Source organism: Streptomyces sp. LaBMicrA B280 (genome assembly GCF_049222185.1).
GTDB classification, from domain to species: Bacteria; Actinomycetota; Actinomycetes; order Streptomycetales; family Streptomycetaceae; genus Streptomyces; species Streptomyces murinus.
In genome coordinates, this window is the sequence record NZ_JBMJCT010000052.1 from 113,266 (window position 1) to 131,880 (window position 18,615).

Sequence of the window (18,615 nt, forward strand, 5' to 3'; positions counted from 1 at the left end):
AAGAACTAGGAATTTTCTAGATCTTGATCGATCAGATCGAAGATGTCGTCGACCGTCGCGTCCTGGAGCTGCCGCTGTGCGTCGGCCGCTCCGGAGTGCTGCTCGCCGGCGGTGTTCATCAAGGTCAGCAGCTCCTGGAGCCGCCTGCGCACGCCCGACCGGACCGTCTCCTCCGCGGTCGCGGCCGCCCCGATCACCGACTCCAGCCGGTCGAGTTCGCCGAAGACCGACACCTCGTCCGGGCCCTGCCCGCCGGTGAGTCGGCTTCCCAGATGGCGGGCGACCGCCTCGGGGGTCGGGTGGTCGAAGACCAGGGTCGCGGGGAGGGTGAGTCCGGTGTCGGCGGTGAGCAGGTTGCGCAGCTCCACCGCGGTCAGGGAGTCGAAGCCGAGGTCCCGGAACGCCAGGTCCGGTTCCACCGCCGTGGCGCCGCTGTGGCCGAGTACGGCCGCCGCGTGCGCGCACACCGTGTCCACGAGCAGGCGTCGCCGTTCGTCCTCGGACAGCGTGGCCAGCTTCTCCCGCAGCGCGGACGGCTCCGCGCCCTGCCCGGCGGGCCGCCGCTCCGCGAGGGCGTCCCTGACCTCGGGCAGGTCGCCCAGCAGCGCGCTTGGCCTGCTGACGGTGAACGGGACGACGAACCGCGCCCAGTCCACATCGGCCACGGTGACCGTGCTGTCCGCGCCGCTCAGCGCGCCGTGCAGCGCGGAGATCGCCCGGTCCGGCCGCAGGGTGGCGAGGCCGCGGCGGCGCAGCCGCTCCTCGTCCCCGGTGTCGGCGACCATGCCGCCGTCGGCCCAGGGGCCCCAGGCGACGGCGGTCGCGGTGAGGCCGCGGTCCCGCCGGTGGCGCGCCAGGCCGTCGAGGAAGGCGTTGGCGGCGGAGTACGCCGCCTGTCCGCCGCCGCCCCATACGCCGGAGATCGAGGAGAAGAGCACAAAGGCGTCCAACTCCCGTTCGCCGAGCAGTTCATGGAGGTGCAGGGCGCCGAGGGCCTTCGCGGCGACCGTCGCCGCGAAGTCGCCAAGGCTCGTCTCGGCGAGCATGCCCGCCTCGGCCGTGCCGGCCGCGTGGACCACGGCGTCGACGGGGTACCCGGCGAGCAGCGCGGCCAGCGCCGCACGGTCGGCGACATCGCACGCGACGACACTCACCCGTACGCCCGACTCCTCCAGCTCCGCCTTGAGAGCGGCGGCTCCGGGCGCGTCGAGACCACGACGGCTGGTCAGCACCAGCTGCTCGGCCCCCGCACCGGCGAGCCACCGCGCCACATGCCCGCCCAGCGCACCCGTACCACCCGTGATCAGCACCGTGCCACGCGGCGACCACGAACGGTCGCTCCGCGCCGCGGGCAGCCGTGACAGGCGCCGCGCGAACACCCCGCGCTCACGGATCGCGACCTGGTCCTCGGCCGGCTGTCCGAGCACCGCGACCAGACGGCCCGCGATCCGGTCGTCGACCGTGCCGGGAAGGTCCACGAGACCGCCGAAGCGCCGCGCGTGCTCCAGCGCCGCCACACGGCCCAGCCCCCAGACCTGAGACTGGTGGGGGTCCGCCACCGTCTCGGCGGCGCTCACGCCCATCGCGTTCCGGGTCACGCACCACAGCGGGGCGTCGATACCGGCGTCGCCCAGGGCCTGGACGAGCAGGACGGAAAGCGCGACGCCGAGGGTCAGCGGGGCGGCCGCCGGGGCGGCCTCGCCGTCGATGGCGAGCAGCGACAGGACACCTTCCACGGCCTCCTCACCGACGGCCCCGGCGAGTCGGACGGTCAGTTCCGCCCGGTCCGTGGAGGGCTCGACCGGGAACGGCAGCGTGGTCAGGCCCCGCTCGGTCAGCCCGCGCAGACAGGCGGTGACCCAGTCGTCGCCGAGGTGCGCGGCACTGACCGGAACCAGCCATACGCCGTTGCGGGCGGGACTCTGCGGGGTGGGGTCGGGTATCGCCTTCCAGGTGATGCCGTAGCGCCAACTGTCCACGGCGGTCTGCTCCTTGTGCTGCCGTCGCCATGCCGACAGCCGTGGGAGTACGTCGCCGAAGGTGTCGCCCGCGTCGATGTCCAGGGTCTCGGCGAGGGCGCGCAGATCCTCGCGCTCCACCGTCTCCCAGAACTCGGCGTCCACCGGGTCCACCACCGCGTCGGCCACGGCCTGCGGGGCGTCCACCCAGTACCGCTCGTGCTGGAACGCGTACGTCGGCAGATCGACCCTCCGCGCACCCGCGAAGAACACACCCCAGTCCACCGCCACGCCGTACGTGTGCAGTTGAGCCAGAGCGGTGACCAGCGCCAGCCGCTCCGAACGCTCACCACGCAGCACCGGCACCGTCACGGCCCCGTCCAGGCACCCCTGCGTCATACCACTGAGGACACCACCAGGACCGACCTCCACGAACGTGGTCACACCCAGCTCGTGCAGGGTCCGGACACCGTCGGCGAAGCGCACCGCCTCGCGCACGTGCCGTACCCAGTACTCGGGGGTGTAGGGCTCGGCCACTCGTCCGGTGAGGTTCGAAACCACCGGGATCCGCGGCTCGTTGAAGGTCAGGTCGCTGATGGTCCGCGCGAACTCGTCCAGCATCGGGTCCATCAGCGGCGAGTGGAACGCGTGGCTCACCGTGAGCCGGGACGTCTTACGGCCCTGTTCGGCGAACGCCTCGGCAATCGTGACGACCGCGTCCTCGGTGCCGGAGACCACGACCGATCGAGGCCCGTTGACCGCCGCGACACCGACCCCGATACCGGCGCCGTCGGTCAGCTGCGCCAGCACCTCCTCCTCGGTGGCCTGCACGGCGACCATCGCACCGCCGCTCGGCAACGCCTGCATCAACGCGGCACGCGCCGACACCAACTTCACCGCGTCGTCCAGCGACAACACCCCGGCCACATGCGCGGCCGCGATCTCCCCCACCGAATGACCGGCCACGTAATCAGGCCGCACACCCCACGATTCGAGAAGCCGGAACAACGCCACCTCGACCGCGAACAACGCCGGTTGCGTGCACCCCGTCTGATGCAGGGACTCGGAGTCGACGTCGAACGGCGTCTCCAGTCGCGCACACACCTCGTCGTACGCATCGGCGAACACGGGGAACGCCTCGTACAACTCACCACCCATACCCAGGCGTTGCGAACCCTGACCCGAGAACAGGAACCCCACCTTGCCTCCCGGTCGGCCCTGGACGATTCCGGGTGAGGGTGTGCCGTCGGCCAGCAGGCCCAGTTCTCGGCGGAGTTCGGCGCCGGTCTCGCCGATGACGGCCGCCCGGTGGCGCAGGGCGCTGCGGGTGGTGGCCAGGGAGAAGCCGACGTCGGCCGGTGAGGTGTCGTCCTGTACCTGGGCCAGCAGCCGTCGTGCCTGGTCGCGCAGTGCGGCGGCACTCTTGGCGGAGAGCAGCCAGGGCAGGAGGGCCGGGGCGGCGCCCGACTCCTCGGCTTCGGCGGGCGGGGCCTGTTCGATGATGGTGTGGGCGTTGGTGCCGCTGACGCCGAAGGACGAGATCGCGGCGCGGCGCGGGCGGTCCGACGCGGGCCAGTCGACGGCCTCGGTCAACAGCCGTACCGCGCCCGCCGACCAGTCCACGTGCGGCGTCGGCTCATCGGCGTGCAGAGTCCGGGGCAGGACGCCATGGCGCATGGCCATGACCATCTTGATGATGCCGCCGACACCGGCGGCGGCCTGTGAGTGACCGATGTTGGACTTCAGCGAGCCGAGCAGGAGCGGCCGGTCTTCCGGACGCTCCCGTCCGTAGGTGGCGAGCAGCGCCTGCGCCTCGATCGGATCGCCGAGCGTCGTTCCCGTACCGTGCGCCTCCACCGCGTCGATGTCGGCGGAGGTGAGGCCGGCGGAGGCGAGGGCCTGCCGGATGACGCGCTGCTGCGCGGGGCCGTTGGGCGCGGTCAGGCCGTTGGACGCGCCGTCCTGGTTGATCGCGCTGCCGCGAACGACGGCCAGGACCTGGTGCCCGTTGCGGCGGGCGTCGGAAAGGCGCTCCACCAGCAGCATGCCGACACCCTCGGCCCACCCGGTGCCGTCCGCTCCGGCGCCGAACGCCTTGCAGCGGCCGTCGGGCGACAGTCCGCGCTGGCGGCTGAACTCCACGAAGGCGCGCGGGGTGGACATGACCATCACACCGCCGGCCAGTGCCATGGAGCACTCGCCGCCGCGCAGCGCCTGGACCGCCCAGTGCAGGGCGACCAGTGAGGAGGAGCAGGCCGTGTCGACGGTGACGGCCGGTCCTTCCAGGCCGAGGGTGTAGGCGATGCGGCCGGACATGATGCTGGCGGAGTTGCCGGTGCCGAAGAAGCCCTCGGAGTCGTCGATCGCGTGGAATGCCTGGGCGGCGTAGTCCTGGTAGCCGGATCCGACGAAGACTCCGGTACGGCTGCCGCGCACCGACTCCGCGTCGATACCGGCCCGCTCGAACGTCTCCCACGTCGTCTCCAGCAGCAACCGCTGCTGCGGATCCATCGCCACGGCCTCACGCGGCGAGATCCCGAAGAACCCGGGGTCGAACTCCCCCGCGTCGTAAAGGAATCCACCGTGGCGCGTGTATGTCTTGCCGGAGGCGTCCGGGTCCGGGTCGTAGATGCCGTCCACATTCCAGCCGCGGTCAGCCGGGAACTCACCGATCGCGTCGCCACCGGAGGCCACCAGCCGCCACAGGTCCTCGGGCGAACGCACCCCGCCCGGGTACCGGCACGCCATGCCGACGATCGCGATGGGTTCGTCGTCCACGGCGGGTGCGGTGCCCGGCTCCGGGGTGGCCGCCGGGGTGCGGCCGGTGATCTCGGTGCGCAACTGCCGTGCGAGTGCCTGGGCGTTGGGGTGGTCGAAGACCAGGGTGGTGGGCAGGGTGAGGCCGGTCTCGGTGTTGAGCCTGTTGCGCAGTTCGACGGCGGTCAGGGAGTCGAAGCCGAGGTCCTTGAAGGCCCGGTCGGCCTCGACCTCGCCGATGCCGCTGTGTCCGAGGACGGCCGCCGCGTGGGTGCGCACGAGGTCGACCAGCAGGGTGTGCTGTTCGGTCTCGGGCAGCTTGGTGAGGCGGTCGGCCAGGGGCGAGGCGGCGGCCGTGCCGGGTTCGCCCGGGGTGCTGTCCTTGGTGCGGATCCGTTCGGCCTGCGGGAGGTCGCCGAGCAGGGCGCTCGGGCGGCCCAGGGTGAAGGGGGGCAGGAACCGTTCCCAGTCGATGTCGGCCACCGTGGTGGTGGCCGCGCCGGAGTCCAGTGCCCGTCCGAGGGCGGCCACGGCGAGCGCGGCGGGCATCGGGAGCAGGCCGCGGCGGCGCAGCCGTTCGTCCGCGCCGTCACCCTCGGCCATGCCGCCGCCCGCCCAGGGACCCCAGGCCACGGCGGTCGCCGGAAGTCCTCGGGCGCGGCGGCGTTCGGCGAGTCCGTCGAGCAGGGCGTTGGCGGCGGCGTAGGCGGCCTGGTGGCCGCCGCCCCACACACCGGCGATGGACGAGAAGAGGACGAAGGCGTCCAGTTCCCGGCCGTCGAGGAGCGCGTCGAGGTGCAGGGCGCCCGCCGCCTTCGCGGAGAGTACGTCGGCGAAGGCGCCCGGTGTCATGGTGTCCAGCGGGTCCAGGTGGTCCACTCCCGCCGTGTGGACGACGGCGTTCACCGGGTGCTCGGCGAGCAGCGCGGCCAGCGCCGCACGATCGGCGACATCGCACGCGACGACACTCACCCGTACGCCCGACTCCTCCAACTCCCCCTTCAGCGCGGCGGCACCGGGCGCGTCGAGACCACGACGGCTGGTCAGCACCAGATGCTCGGCCCCCGCACCCGCGAGCCACCGCGCCACATGCCCGCCCAGCGCACCCGTACCACCCGTGATCAGCACCGTGCCACGCGGCGACCATCCGTGGCTGGTGCCGGTGTCGCGGCGGGCGGTGGCCCGGGTGAGCCTGCGTCCGAAGACACCTCGAGCGCGGAGGGCGACCTGGTCCTCGGCCGACTGGGTGAGGACCGCGGCGAGACGGTCGGTGACCCGGTCGTCGATCGTGTCCGGGAGGTCGATCAGGCCGCCCCAGCGCGGCGCGTGTTCCAGCGCGGCGACCCGGCCCAGGCCCCAGACGGCATGCTGGGTGGCGCTCGGCACCGGGTCCGTGTGGCCGGTGGACATGGCGGACCTGGTCAGCGCCCACAGCGGGGCGTCGATGCCCGCGTCGCCCAGGGCCTGGACGAGCGCGAGGGTCAGCGCGGTGCCGACGGAAAGGGCCGGGTGGACGGCGTGGGGCCGCTCATCGGTGCCGAGGAGGGAGATCACCCCGTCGACCGGGATGTCCCCGGCGGCGTCGGTGAGTTGGCGCAGCAGTGCGTCCCGGTCGGCGGCGGGGTCGACGGTGACGCGGATCAGCCGGGCGCCACGGGCGGCGAGCCCGTCGGCGAGGGCGGACGTCCACGCAGGTGCGGATGTCCACTCGGTCGCGGCCGACCGGTCCTCGGCGGCCGTCGCCTCGTCCGTGCCCGTCGGCTCCTGGGTGGTCAAGTACAGCCAGGTACCCGGCAGTTCATGGGTCCGCAGTCCGCTGAGCGGCTTCCAGCTCGTGCGGTAGGTCCAGCCTTCCACGGCGGACTGCCGGCGCCGCTGCCGGCGCCACGCGGACAGCCGGGGCAGCACCGCGTCCAGCTGCTCGGCGGGCAGATCGAGGGTGGCGGCGAGGGACTGGGCGTCCTCGCGCTCCACGGTCTCCCAGAACCCGGCCTCCACGGTGTCGGTCGGCGCGGCGGCCGTGGGCGTGGTGGTCCGGAGCCAGTACCGCTGGTGCTGGAAGGCGTAGGTGGGCAGTTCGGCGCGCCGGGCGCCGCGCCCGGCGAAGAACGCCGCCCAGTCGACGGGGACGCCGAGCACATGCAGGCGCGCGACCGCGCCGGTGATCGCCTCGGGCTCGGGGCTGCCGGACCGGGTGGAGGGTACGGTGACCGCGCTGTCCAGGCAGCCCTGGGCCATGGCGCTCAGCACCCCGCCGGGGCCGGTCTCCACGAACGTGGTGACGCCCAGCTCGCCCAGGGCGCGGATGCCGTCGGCGAAGCGCACGGCCTCGCGGACGTGCCGGACCCAGTAGTCCGGGGTGTACGCGTCGACGAGTTCACCGGTGAGGTTCGAGACGATGGGCGTCCGGGGCGGCGCGAAGCGCAGACCGCCGACGACGCGGGCGAAGTCCTCCAGCACGGGGTCCATCAGCGGCGAGTGGAAGGCGTGGCTCACCGTGAGCCGGGACGTCTTGCGGCCCTGGCGGGTGAAGACCTCGGCGATCTCCAGCACGGCGTCCTCGGCCCCGGAGACCACCACGGAGTCCGGGCCGTTGACCGCCGCGATGTCGGTGTCGTCGGTCAGGTGCGGCCGGATCTCGTCCTCAGTGGCCTGTACGGCGATCATCGCGCCGCCCGTGGGCAGGGCCTGCATCAGCGCGGCACGGGCGGTCACGAGGGTGGCCGCGTCCTCCAGTGAGAGGGCCCCGGCGACGTGCGCGGCGGCGATCTCACCGACGGAATGTCCGGCCAGGTAGTCCGGTCGGACGCCCCAGGACTCCAGCAGTCGGTGGACGGCGACCTCGTGCGCGAACAGGGCGGGCTGGGTGAAGGCGGTGCGGTTCAGGTGCGTGCCGTCGCCGTGGCCGTTCTCGCCGAAGGCCACCTCACGCAGCGGCCGGTCCAGGTGCCGGTCGAGGTGGGCGCACGCCTCGTCGTAGGCCGCCGCGAAGACCGGGAAGGCGTCGTACAGTTCACGCCCCATGCCGACGCGCTGGGAGCCCTGGCCGGAGAACAGGAACCCCACCTGGCCGGTGTCGGCGCGGCCGACGGCGACCCCGGGCGCGGGCGCTCCGACGGCCAGGGCCCGCAGGCCCTCGGTCATCCGGTCGTGGTCGGCGCCGACCACGGCGGCGCGGTGCTCCAGGGCAGCCCGGGTGGTGGCCAGCGAGAACCCGATGTCGGTGAGGGAGGGTTCGGCGCCGTCGGCCACAAGGGCGAGCAGGCGTTCGGCCTGGGCGCGCAGCGCGGCCTCGGTCTTGCCGGACAGCACCCATGGCACGGGTGCGCCGGAGTCCGAGTCCGGGGCTGGGTTCGGGTACGGGGACAACTCGGCTGTGGCGGGGGCCTGTTCGATGATGGTGTGGGCGTTGGTGCCGCTCACGCCGAAGGACGAGATCGCCGCGCGGCGCGGGCGGTCCGACTCCGGCCAGTCCACGGACTCCGTCAGCAGCCGTACCGCACCCGCCGACCAGTCCACGTGCGGCGTCGGCTCATCGGCGTGCAAGGTCCGGGGCAGGACGCCATGGCGCATGGCCATGACCATCTTGATGACGCCGGCCACGCCGGACGCCGCCTGGGCGTGGCCGATGTTGGACTTCAACGAGCCGAGCAGGAGCGGCCGTTCGCGATCCTGTCCGTAGGTCGCGAGCAGCGCCTGCGCCTCGATCGGATCGCCGAGCGTGGTCCCCGTACCGTGCGCCTCCACGGCGTCCACGTCGGCCGGGGTGAGCCCGGCGGAGGCGAGCGCCTGCCGGATGACCCGCTGCTGCGCCGGACCGTTGGGCGCGGTCAGGCCGTTGGACGCGCCGTCCTGATTGACCGCGCTGCCCCGCACGATCGCGAGGACGTCGTGGCCGTTGCGCACGGCGTCGGACAGGCGCTCCACGAGCACCACGCCGACGCCCTCCGCCCAGCCGGTGCCGTCCGCACCGGCGCCGAACGCCTTGCAGCGGCCGTCCGGGGACAGTCCGCGCTGACGGCTGAACTCCACGAACGCGGCCGGTACGGCCATGACGTTGACACCGCCCGCGACAGCCATGGTGCTCTCGCCGCCCCGCAGCGACTGGATGGCCAGGTGCAGGGCGACCAGGGACGACGAGCACGCCGTGTCGACGGTGACGGCCGGGCCCTCCAGGCCGAACGAGTAGGCCACGCGCCCGGAGACGACGCTGGCGGCGCTGCCGGTGAGCAGATGGCCCTCGACGCCCTCGGGGACCTCCGGGAGGCCGGCGCCGTAGCCCTGATAGGACATGCCGACGAACACACCCGTGCGGCTGCCCTTCATGGCGGCCGGGTCGATCCCGGCCCGCTCGAACGCCTCCCAGGTGGCTTCGAGGAGCAGCCGCTGCTGGGGGTCCATCGCGAGCGCCTCGCGCGGCGAGATCCCGAACAGCGCGGCGTCGAAGTCGCCCGCGTCGTGGAGGAATCCGCCGTCGCGCGCGTACGTCTTTCCGGGGGTGCCCGGGTCGGGGTCGTAGAGGCCCTCGATGTCCCAGCCTCGGTCCTCGGGGAAGCCGGAGATCGCGTCGCCGCCGGATGTCACGAGCCGCCACAGGTCCTCGGGCGAGCCGACGCCGCCGGGGAGGCGGCAGCTCATGGCCACGATGGCGATGGGTTCGTCGCCGTCGGCGGCCGCGTGCCGTTCCGGTAGCGCGGCGTCCTGCGTACCGAGCAGTTCGGTGCGCAGGAAGTGGGCCAGGGCGGTGGCGTTGGGGTAGTCGAAGACCAGGGTGGTGGGCAGTTTCAGGCCGGTGTCGGCCGTGAGCTTGTTGCGCAGTTCGACGGCGGTCAGGGAGTCGAAGCCGAGGTCGTTGAACGCCCGGCCCGGCTCCACGGCCGCGCTGCCGTCGTGGCCGAGCACGGCGGCGGCGTGGCCGCGGACGAGGTCCACCAGGGTGCGGTCCTGCTCGCCCGCCGACAGCCCGGCCAGTCGTGCGGCGAGCGCGTTGCCCGCCTCGGTGCCACCTGCGGCCGGTCCCTCCAGGGCGCGGGCCGCCTCGGGCACGTCGGCGAACAGGGCGCTGGGCCGGGTGACGGTGAAGGGGCCGATGAACCGCTGCCAGTCGAAGTCGGCGACGGTGAGGGCGGTCTCGTCGTCGGCCAGCGCCCGCTGGAGCGCGGAGAGCGCGAGCGCGGGGCGCATCGGCGGCAGACCGCGGCGGAGCAGCATCTCCTCGCCGTCGCCGACCGCGGCCATGCCGCCGTCGGCCCAGCCGCCCCAGGAGACGGCGAGCGCGGTGCGTCCGCGTGCCCGCCGGTGCTCGGCGAGGGCGTCCAGGTAGGCGTTGGCCGCGGCGTAGGCGGACTGGCCGGCGCCGCCCCAGATGCCGGCGCCGGAGGAGAACAGGACGAAGGCGTCGAGTTCCCGATCGGCCAGCAGTTCGTCCAGGTGGGTGGCGCCCGCGGCCTTCGCGGACACCGTACGGGCGAACCCGGCCGGGTCGCTGTCCTCGATCATGGCGTGGTCGCCGACGCCCGCGGCGTGGACGACGGCGTTCACCGGGTGCTCGGCGAGCAGCGCGGCCAGCGCCGCACGGTCGGCGACATCGCACGCGACGACACTCACCCGTACGCCCGACTCCTCCAACTCCCTCTTCAGCGCGGCGGCTCCGGGCGCGTCGAGACCTCGACGGCTGGTCAGCACCAGATGCTCGGCCCCCGCACCGGCGAGCCAGCGGGCCACATGCCCGCCCAGCGCGCCCGTACCGCCCGTGATCAGCACCGTGCCACGCGGCGACCACTCCTGTGTGGGCTCGGTGGCGCGGGTGGCCCGGACGACTCGGCGCCCGTAGACGCCGGAGGCGCGGACCGCCACCTGGTCCTCGGCCCGCTGGCCGAGAACGGCGGCCAGGCGGGCCGCGGAACGGGCGTCCAGCAGGTCGGGCAGGTCGATCAACCCGCCCCAGCGCTGCGGGTGTTCGAGCGCCGCGGCCCGGCCGAAGCCCCACACCTGGGACTGGAGCGGGCGGTCGACGCGGTCGGAGCGGCCGGTGGCCACCGCGCCGCGCGTGGCGCACCACAGCGGGGCGTCGATGCCCGCGTCGCCGAGCGCCTGCGTCAGGCAGAGGGTCGCGGCGAGGCCGTACGGCATCCCGGGCTGCTCGGCCGAGGCGGTCTCGGCCTGGTCCTGGGCCGCATCCTGGTCCTGGCCCTCGGCCGCGCCCACACCCACACCCTCGGCCTCGGCCTCGGCCTCGGCGAGCAGGGAGAGTACGCCGCTCACCGGGCCGATGTCGGCCAGTTCGCGGGCCAGGGTGCGGCGGTCGGTGCCGGGTGCGGCGACGAGGGTGACCGGTGCCGTGCCGTGGTCGGTGAGGGCGGCGCGGACCGAGGCGGTCCACTCGCTCTCCTCGGCCACCACGAGCAGCCAGGTCCCGGCCGCGCCGGGTTGCGGGAGCGTACCGAGCGGCTTCCAGGTGACGCGGTAGCGCCAGCCATCGACCACGGACCGCTCGCGGCGCTGCCGACGCCACGCGGACAGCCGGGGCAGGAGCGCGTTCAGCGAGGCGTCCGCGCTCACGCCGAGGGTCGCGGCCAGGGACTCGGCGTCCTCGCGCTCCACACTGTCCCAGAAACCGGAGTCCGCCGTGTCGGCCGGGGCGCCGACGGCGGCGGGGTCCGCGTCGCCCGCCAGCCAGTAGCGCTCGCGCTGGAAGGCATAGGTGGGCAGGGTGACGCGGTGGGCGCCGGGGACGAGTGCCTGCCAGTCGGGGGTCTCGCCGCGCACGTACAGTTCGGCGAGCGCGGTGACGACGGCCTGCCGCTCGGGGCGGTCACCGCGCAGGACGGGCACGGCCACGGTGTCGTCCAGGCAGCCCTGCGCCAGGGCGGTGAGGACGCCGCCGGGGCCGATTTCCACGAACGTGGTCACGCCCAGCTCGTGCAGGGTGTGCACACCGTCGGCGAAGCGGACCGCCTCGCGCACGTGCCGTACCCAGTACTCGGAGGTGTAGGGCTCGGCCAGGCGACCGGTGAGGTTCGAAACGACGGGGATCCGCGGCTCGTTGAAGGTCAGGTCGCTGATGGTCCGTGCGAACTCGTCCAGCATCGGGTCCATCAGCGGCGAGTGGAACGCGTGACTGACCTTCAGCCGGGAGGTCTTGCGACCCTGCCGCGCGAACTCCTCGGCTATCCCCAGCACCAGGTCCTCGGCTCCGGAGACCACGACGGACTGGGGTCCGTTGACCGCCGCGATGCCGACGCCGTCGGTCAGGTGCGGAAGGACTTCGTCCTCGGTGGCCTGCACGGCGACCATCGCACCGCCGCTCGGCAACGCCTGCATCAACGCGGCACGCGCCGACACCAGCTTCACGGCGTCGTCCAGCGACAACACCCCGGCCACATGCGCGGCCGCGATCTCACCCACCGAGTGACCGGCCACGTAATCAGGCCGCACACCCCACGACTCCAGCAGCCGGAACAACGCCACCTCGACCGCGAACAACGCCGGTTGAGTGCACCCCGTCTGATGCAGGGACTCGGAGTCGACATCGACCGGCACGTCCAGCCGCGCACACACCTCGTCGTACGCGTCGGCGAACACGGGGAACGCCTCGTACAACTCACGCCCCATACCCAGGCGTTGCGAACCCTGACCCGAGAACAGGAACCCCACCTTGCCCGTCGCGTGGGCGCGTCCGGTGAGGACGTTCGCGATCGGTTCGCCGGTGGCGAGGGCGGTGAGGGCGTGGCGGAGTTCGTCGGGGTCCTGGGCCAGGAGTACGGCGCGGTCCTCGAAGGTCTCGCGGGCGGCCAGGGAGTAGCCGATGCCGGAGGCGGTCCAGCCGTTCGTCGCGTCGAGGTGGGCGGCGAGCCGGGCCGCCTGTGCGCGCAGCGCGGGCTCGCCCTTGCCCGACAGGACCCATGGCACGGGTGCGCCGGAGTCCGAGTCCGGGGTCGGGTTCGGGGGCAACTCGGCTGTGGCGGGGGCCTGTTCGATGATGGTGTGGGCGTTGGTGCCGCTCACGCCGAAGGACGAGACCGCCGCGCGGCGCGGGCGGCCCGACTCCGGCCAGTCCACGGGCTCCGTCAGCAGCCGTACCGCGCCCGCCGACCAGTCCACGTGCGGCGTCGGCTCATCGGCGTGCAGAGTCCGGGGAAGCACGCCGTGGCGCATCGCCATGACCATCTTGATCACACCGGCGACGCCCGCGGCGGCCTGGGTGTGGCCAATGTTGGACTTCAGCGAGCCGAGCAGGAGCGGCCGGTCTTCCGGACGCTCCCGTCCGTAGGTGGCGAGCAGCGCCTGCGCCTCGATCGGGTCGCCGAGCGTCGTCCCCGTACCGTGCGCCTCCACGGCGTCCACGTCGGCCGGGGTGAGCCCGGCGGAGGCGAGCGCCTGCCGGATGACCCGCTGCTGCGCCGGGCCGTTGGGCGCGGTCAGGCCGTTGGACGCGCCGTCCTGGTTCACGGCGCTGCCTCGCACCACCGCGAGGACTTCATGGCCGTTGCGCACGGCGTCGGACAGCCGCTCCACCAGCACCACGCCCACGCCCTCGGACCAGCCGGTGCCGTCCGCGTCCGCGCCGAAGGCACGGCAGCGGCCGTCGGGGGACAGTCCGCGCTGGCGGCTGAACTCTACGAAGACGTTGGGGCTGGCCATGACGGTGACGCCGCCGGCCAGGGCCATCGTGCACTCGCCGCCCCGCAGCGACTGCATGGCCAGGTGCAGGGCGACCAGGGAGGAGGAGCAGGCGGTGTCGATGGTGACGGCGGGGCCTTCGAGACCGAAGGTGTAGGCGACCCGGCCGGAGACGACGCTGGAGGCGCCGCCGACGAGCCGGTGTCCCTCGACGCCTTCGGGCGTACGGTGCACATCGGCGCCGTAGCCCTGGTAGGCCATGCCGACGAAGACGCCGGTCCGGCTGCCGCGCAGCTGTCCGGGGGTGATCCCGGCGCGTTCGAAGGCCTCCCACGAGGTCTCAAGGAGCAGGCGCTGCTGGGGGTCCATGGCCAGTGCCTCGCGCGGGGAGATCCCGAAGAAGCCGGCGTCGAAGTCGGTGGCGTCGTAGAGGAATCCGCCGTCGCGGGCGTAGGTCTTGCCGGGGCGTTCGGGGTCGGGGTCGTAGAGCGCGTCGACGTCCCAGCCGCGGTCGGCCGGGAACTGAGCGATGGCGTCGCCGCCGGACGCCACCAGGTCCCACAGGGCCTCCGGCGAGTCGACGCCGCCGGGCAGGTGGCAGCTCATCGCGACGATGGCGATGGGCTCGTCGTCGGCGGCGGGCGCCCGCAGGTCCTGCGGTACGGCGCTCTGCACGCCGAGGAGTTCGCTCTCCAGGAAGCGGGCGAGGGCGGTGGCGCTGGGGTGGTCGAAGACCAGGGTGGGCGGCAGGGCGAGACCGGTCGCCGCGTTGACCTTGTCGCGGAGTTCGACGGCGGTCAGGGAGTCGAAGCCGAGGTCCTTGAAGGCCCGGTCGGGCTCGATCTCGCCGCTGCCGCTGTGGCCGAGGACGGCCGCGACGTGCGCGCGGACCAGGTCGAGCAGGGCCCGGGTGCGCTCGGCCTCGGGCAGTCCGGCGAGCTGGGCCGTCAGGGGTGCGGTGCCAGTCCCGGGGGCGTCAGGTGCCGCGGCGCGGGCGCGGCGCACCTCGGGGATCTCGGACAGCAGCGGGCTGGGACGGCCGAGGGTGAACGGTCCGATGAACCGTTCCCATTCGATGTCGGCGACGACGACCGCGGTGTCGTCGCAGTCGAGCGCGCGCTGGAGCGCGGTCGCGGCGAGCGCGGCGGGCAGCGGGACGACGCCGCGGCGGCGCAGGTGTTCCTCGTCGGCGTCGGTGACCATACCGCCGTCGGCCCAGGGGCCCCAGGCGATCGCGGTGGCGGTCAGGCCCCTGGCCCGGCGCCGGGCGGCGAGGCCGTCGAGGTGGGCGTTGGCGGCGGCGTAGGCGGTCTGGCCGCCGCTGCCCCACACCCCGGCGATCGAGGAGAAGAGCACGAAGGCGTCCAGCTCGCGGTCGCCGAGCAGTTCGTCCAGGTGCGTGGCGCCGTGGGCCTTCGCCGCGAGGGTGCGGGCGAAGTCGGCCGGTGTCAGTTCGTCGAAGGGGGTGAACTGGGGCACGCCCGCGGCGTGGAAGACGGCGGTGAAGCGGTGTTCGGCGAGCAGGGCCGCCACCGCGTCACGGTCGGCGACATCGCAGGCGGCGAGGGTGACGCGGGCGCCCAGTTCCTCCAGTTCGGCCCTGAGCGCGGGCGCGCCGGGGGCGTCGGCGCCGTGGCGGCTGGTGAGCACCAGGTGCTCGGCGCCCGCACCGGCGAGCCGACGGGCGATGTGTCCGCCGAGGGCGCCCGTGCCGCCGGTGATCAGGACGGTGCCGCGCGGCGACCATGTCCGGGCGGTGCCGCCGCGAGCGTGGTCGAGCCGGGCGGTGAACACCCCGGAGGCGCGGACGGCGACCTGGTCCTCCCGCTCCCCCCGGCCGTCCGTGGCGCCGCTTCCCTGGGCGAGTACGGCGGCGACCCGACCGGCGGCGCGTTCGTCCACGGTGGCGGGCAGGTCGATCAGGCCGCCCCAGCGGCGGGGGTGCTCCAGGGCCAGGGTCCGGCCGAGGCCCCACACCTGGTTCTGCACGGCGCTGAGCGGGGCGTCGTCGAAGCGGCCGGTGCCGGCCGCGCCACGGGTGGCGCACCACAGCGGGGCGTCGATGTCCGCGTCGCCCAGTGCCTGTGCGAGGGCCACGGTCTGTGCGAGGCCCCGGGAGAGCGCGGGGTGCTCGGGCGTGGCGGACTCGTCGGTCGCGAGCAGCGACAGGACGCCGTCGGGCGTTCCGGCTTCGGCCGCGGCCCGGGTCAACTCCCGTGCCAGGCGGGCGCGGTCGGCGGTCGCGCCGACCGTCAGCGGGATCAGTCGCGCGCCGCGTCCGGCGAGGGCCGCGCGGACCGTCTGGGCCCACTCGTCGCCCTCGGGTGCGGCGAACAGCCAGGTGCGGTCCGAGAGATCGCCTCCGGACAGGCCGTTCAGCGGCTGCCAGGTCAGCTGGTAGCGCCGGCCGTCCACGGCGGACTGCTCGCGCCGCCTGCGCCGCCAGGCGGACAACTTCGGTACGACGACGTCGAGTTCGCCGGGGCTCAGCTCCAGTGTCGCGGCGAGGGACTCGGCGTCCTCGCGCTCGACGCTCGCCCAGAAGTCGGCGTCGACCGCGTCCACGACGGCCGTCTCGGCCTCGGGGGTCTCCAGCCAGTAGCGCTGCTGCTGGAAGGCGTAGGTGGGCAGGTCGACACGGCGGGCGCCCGGGAAGAGGGCCCCCCAGTCGGGGGACGCGCCGTGCGTGTGCAGTTCGGCGAGCGCGGTGACGACGGCTCGGGGTTCGGGGCGGTCGGCGCGGAGTACGGGGATGGTGGCGATGCCGTCCGCACAGCCCTGTGCCATACCGCTGAGGACGCCGCCGGGACCGATCTCCACGAACGTGGTCACGCCCAGCTCGTGCAGGGTGCGCACGCCGTCGGCGAAGCGGACCGCCTCGCGGACGTGCCGGACCCAGTATTCGGGGGTGTACGGCTCGGCCAGGCGGCCGGTGAGGTTCGAAACGACCGGGATCCGCGGCTCGTTGAAGGTCAGTCCGCCGACCGCCCGCGCGAACTCCGCCAGCATCGGGTCCATCAACGGCGAGTGGAACGCGTGACTGACCTTCAGCCGGGAGGTCTTGCGCCCCTGGCCGGAGAACAGCTCCGCGACCGCGAGGACCGCGTCCTCGGTGCCCGAGACCACCACCGAACGGGGGCCGTTGACCGCCGCGACACCGACCTCGTCGGTGAGCTGCGGCAGCACCTCGTCCTCCGTCGCCTCGACGGCGACCATCGCGCCGCCCTCGGGGAGCGCCTGCATCAGCGCGGCACGCGCCGACACCAGCTTCGCCGCGTCTTCGAGCGACAGCACCCCGGCCACGTGCGCGGCGGCGATCTCGCCGACCGAGTGACCGGCCACGTAGTCCGGCCGCACACCCCACGACTCCAGCAGCCGGAACAGCGCCACCTCCAGGGCGAACAGCGCCGGCTGGGTGTGCCCGGTCCGGTTCAGTTGTTCCGCGTCCGTGTCGAGCGTGACGTCGAGGTGGGCGCGGATCTCGTCGTAGGCGGCGGCGAACGCGGGGAAGGCGTCGTAGAGTTCACGGCCCATGCCGAACCGCTGCGAGCCCTGACCGGAGAAGAGGAACCCGGTCCTGTCGCCGAGGCGGCCCGTGTTCCGCACGACGGCCGCGGAGGGGGCACCGGACGCCAACGCCCTTACGCCCTCGGTGAGTTCTTCGAGGCTCGCACCGACGACGGCCGCCCGGTGGTCCCAGGCGGCGCGGGTGGTGGCGAGGGAGTAGCCGATGTCGGCCGGTGCGCAGCCGGGGCCGCGGTCCTCCAGGAAGGCCAGCAGGCGCTGGGCCTGGGCGCGCAGCGCGGTCTCGCTCCTCGCCGAGAGCACCCACGGCCGTACACCGGTGGCGGGGGCCTCGGCGGGTTCGGTGGCGGGCTCCTCGTCGAGGGCCGGGGCCTGTTCGATGATCGTGTGCACATTGGTGCCGCTGACGCCGAAGGACGAGACGGCGGCGCGGCGGGGGTGGTCCGACTCGGGCCAGTCGACGGCCTCGGTGAGCAGCCGTACGCCGCCCGCCGTCCAGTCGACCTGGTCGGTCGGCTCGGATACGTGCAGCGTCCGCGGCAGGACGCCGTTGCGGATGGCCATCACCATCTTGATGACCCCGGCGACGCCGGAAGCCGCCTGGGTGTGCCCGATGTTGGACTTGACGGACCCGAGCCACAGCGGCCGGTCCGCCGGGTGCTCCTGGCCGTACGTGGCGATCAGCGCCTCCGCCTCGATCGGGTCGCCGAGGGTGGTGGCCGTGCCGTGTGCCTCGACCGCGTCGACCTGGGAGGCGGTCAGGCGCGCGTTCTCCAGCGCCTGCCGGATCACCCGTTCCTGCGACGGGCCGTTCGGGGCGGTGAGCCCGTTGGAGGCGCCGTCCTGGTTGACGGCGCTGCCCCGGATGACGGCGAGCACGTCATGGCCGAGCCGACGGGCGTCGGACAGCCGCTCCAGCAGCAGGACGCCGACGCCCTCGGACATGCCCGTGCCGTCGGCGGTGGCGGAGAACGCGCGGCAGCGGCCGTCGGGCGACAGACCGCGCTGGGCGCTGAACGCGACGAAGGTGTTCGGGGTGGCCATCACGGTGGCACCGCCCGCGAGGGCGAGCGAGCACTCGCCCCGGCGCAGCGCCTGGGCGGCCAGGTGGAGCGCGACCAGGGAGGACGAGCAGGCCGTGTCGACGGTGACCGCCGGGCCTTCCAGGCCGAGGGCGTAGGAGATACGGCCGGAGATCACGGCGGCGGTGTTCGCGGTGACGAGGTGGGCCTCGATGTCGCTGTCGCCGGGCCGCTGGAGGTAGGCGTGGTCCTGACCATTGGTGCCGACGAACACACCGGCCCGGGTGCCGCGCGCGGTGGCGGGGTCGATGCCCGCGCGTTCGAACGCCTCCCAGGAGGTCTCCAGGAGCAGCCGCTGCTGCGGGTCCATGACCAGGGCCTCACGCGGCGAGATCCCGAAGAAGGCGGGGTCGAACTCCCCTGCGCCGTAAAGGAATCCGCCCTCGCGCACATAGCTGCGGCCGGTCCGTCCGGGCTCGGGGTCGTAGAGCGCGTCGAGGTCCCAGCCCCGGTCGGTGGGGAACCCGGAGACGCCGTCGCCGCCCGAGGCGACCAGGCGCCACAGGTCCTCGGGGGAGGCGACGCCACCCGGGTAGCGGCAGGCCATACCGACGATGGCGACGGGCTCGGTGTCCTTCGCCTCCAGCTCACCCAGCTGCCTGCGGGTCTGGCGCAGGTCCACCATCACGCGCTTGAGGTAGTCCCTGAGCTTGTCGTCGTTCGACATGTTT

Annotated in this window: 1 protein-coding gene; it reads right to left on the reverse strand. The window is 73.7% G+C overall.

The genetic code is table 11. The annotated features are described in order from the left end of the window. Positions 1–5 precede the first annotated feature (5 nt). The gene (locus ACLF5H_RS30850; protein ID WP_421679290.1) at positions 6–18,611 is read right to left on the reverse strand and encodes a type I polyketide synthase; all 18,606 of its coding nucleotides are present in this window, start codon (positions 18,609–18,611) and stop codon (positions 6–8) included. Between the last annotated feature and the right edge of the window lie 4 nt (positions 18,612–18,615).

Bases quoted from the DNA above. Each gene is read 5' to 3' on its own strand.
- ACLF5H_RS30850 (WP_421679290.1), bottom strand. From the start codon at position 18,611: ATGTCGAACGACGACAAGCTCAGGGACTACCTCAAGCGCGTGATGGTG.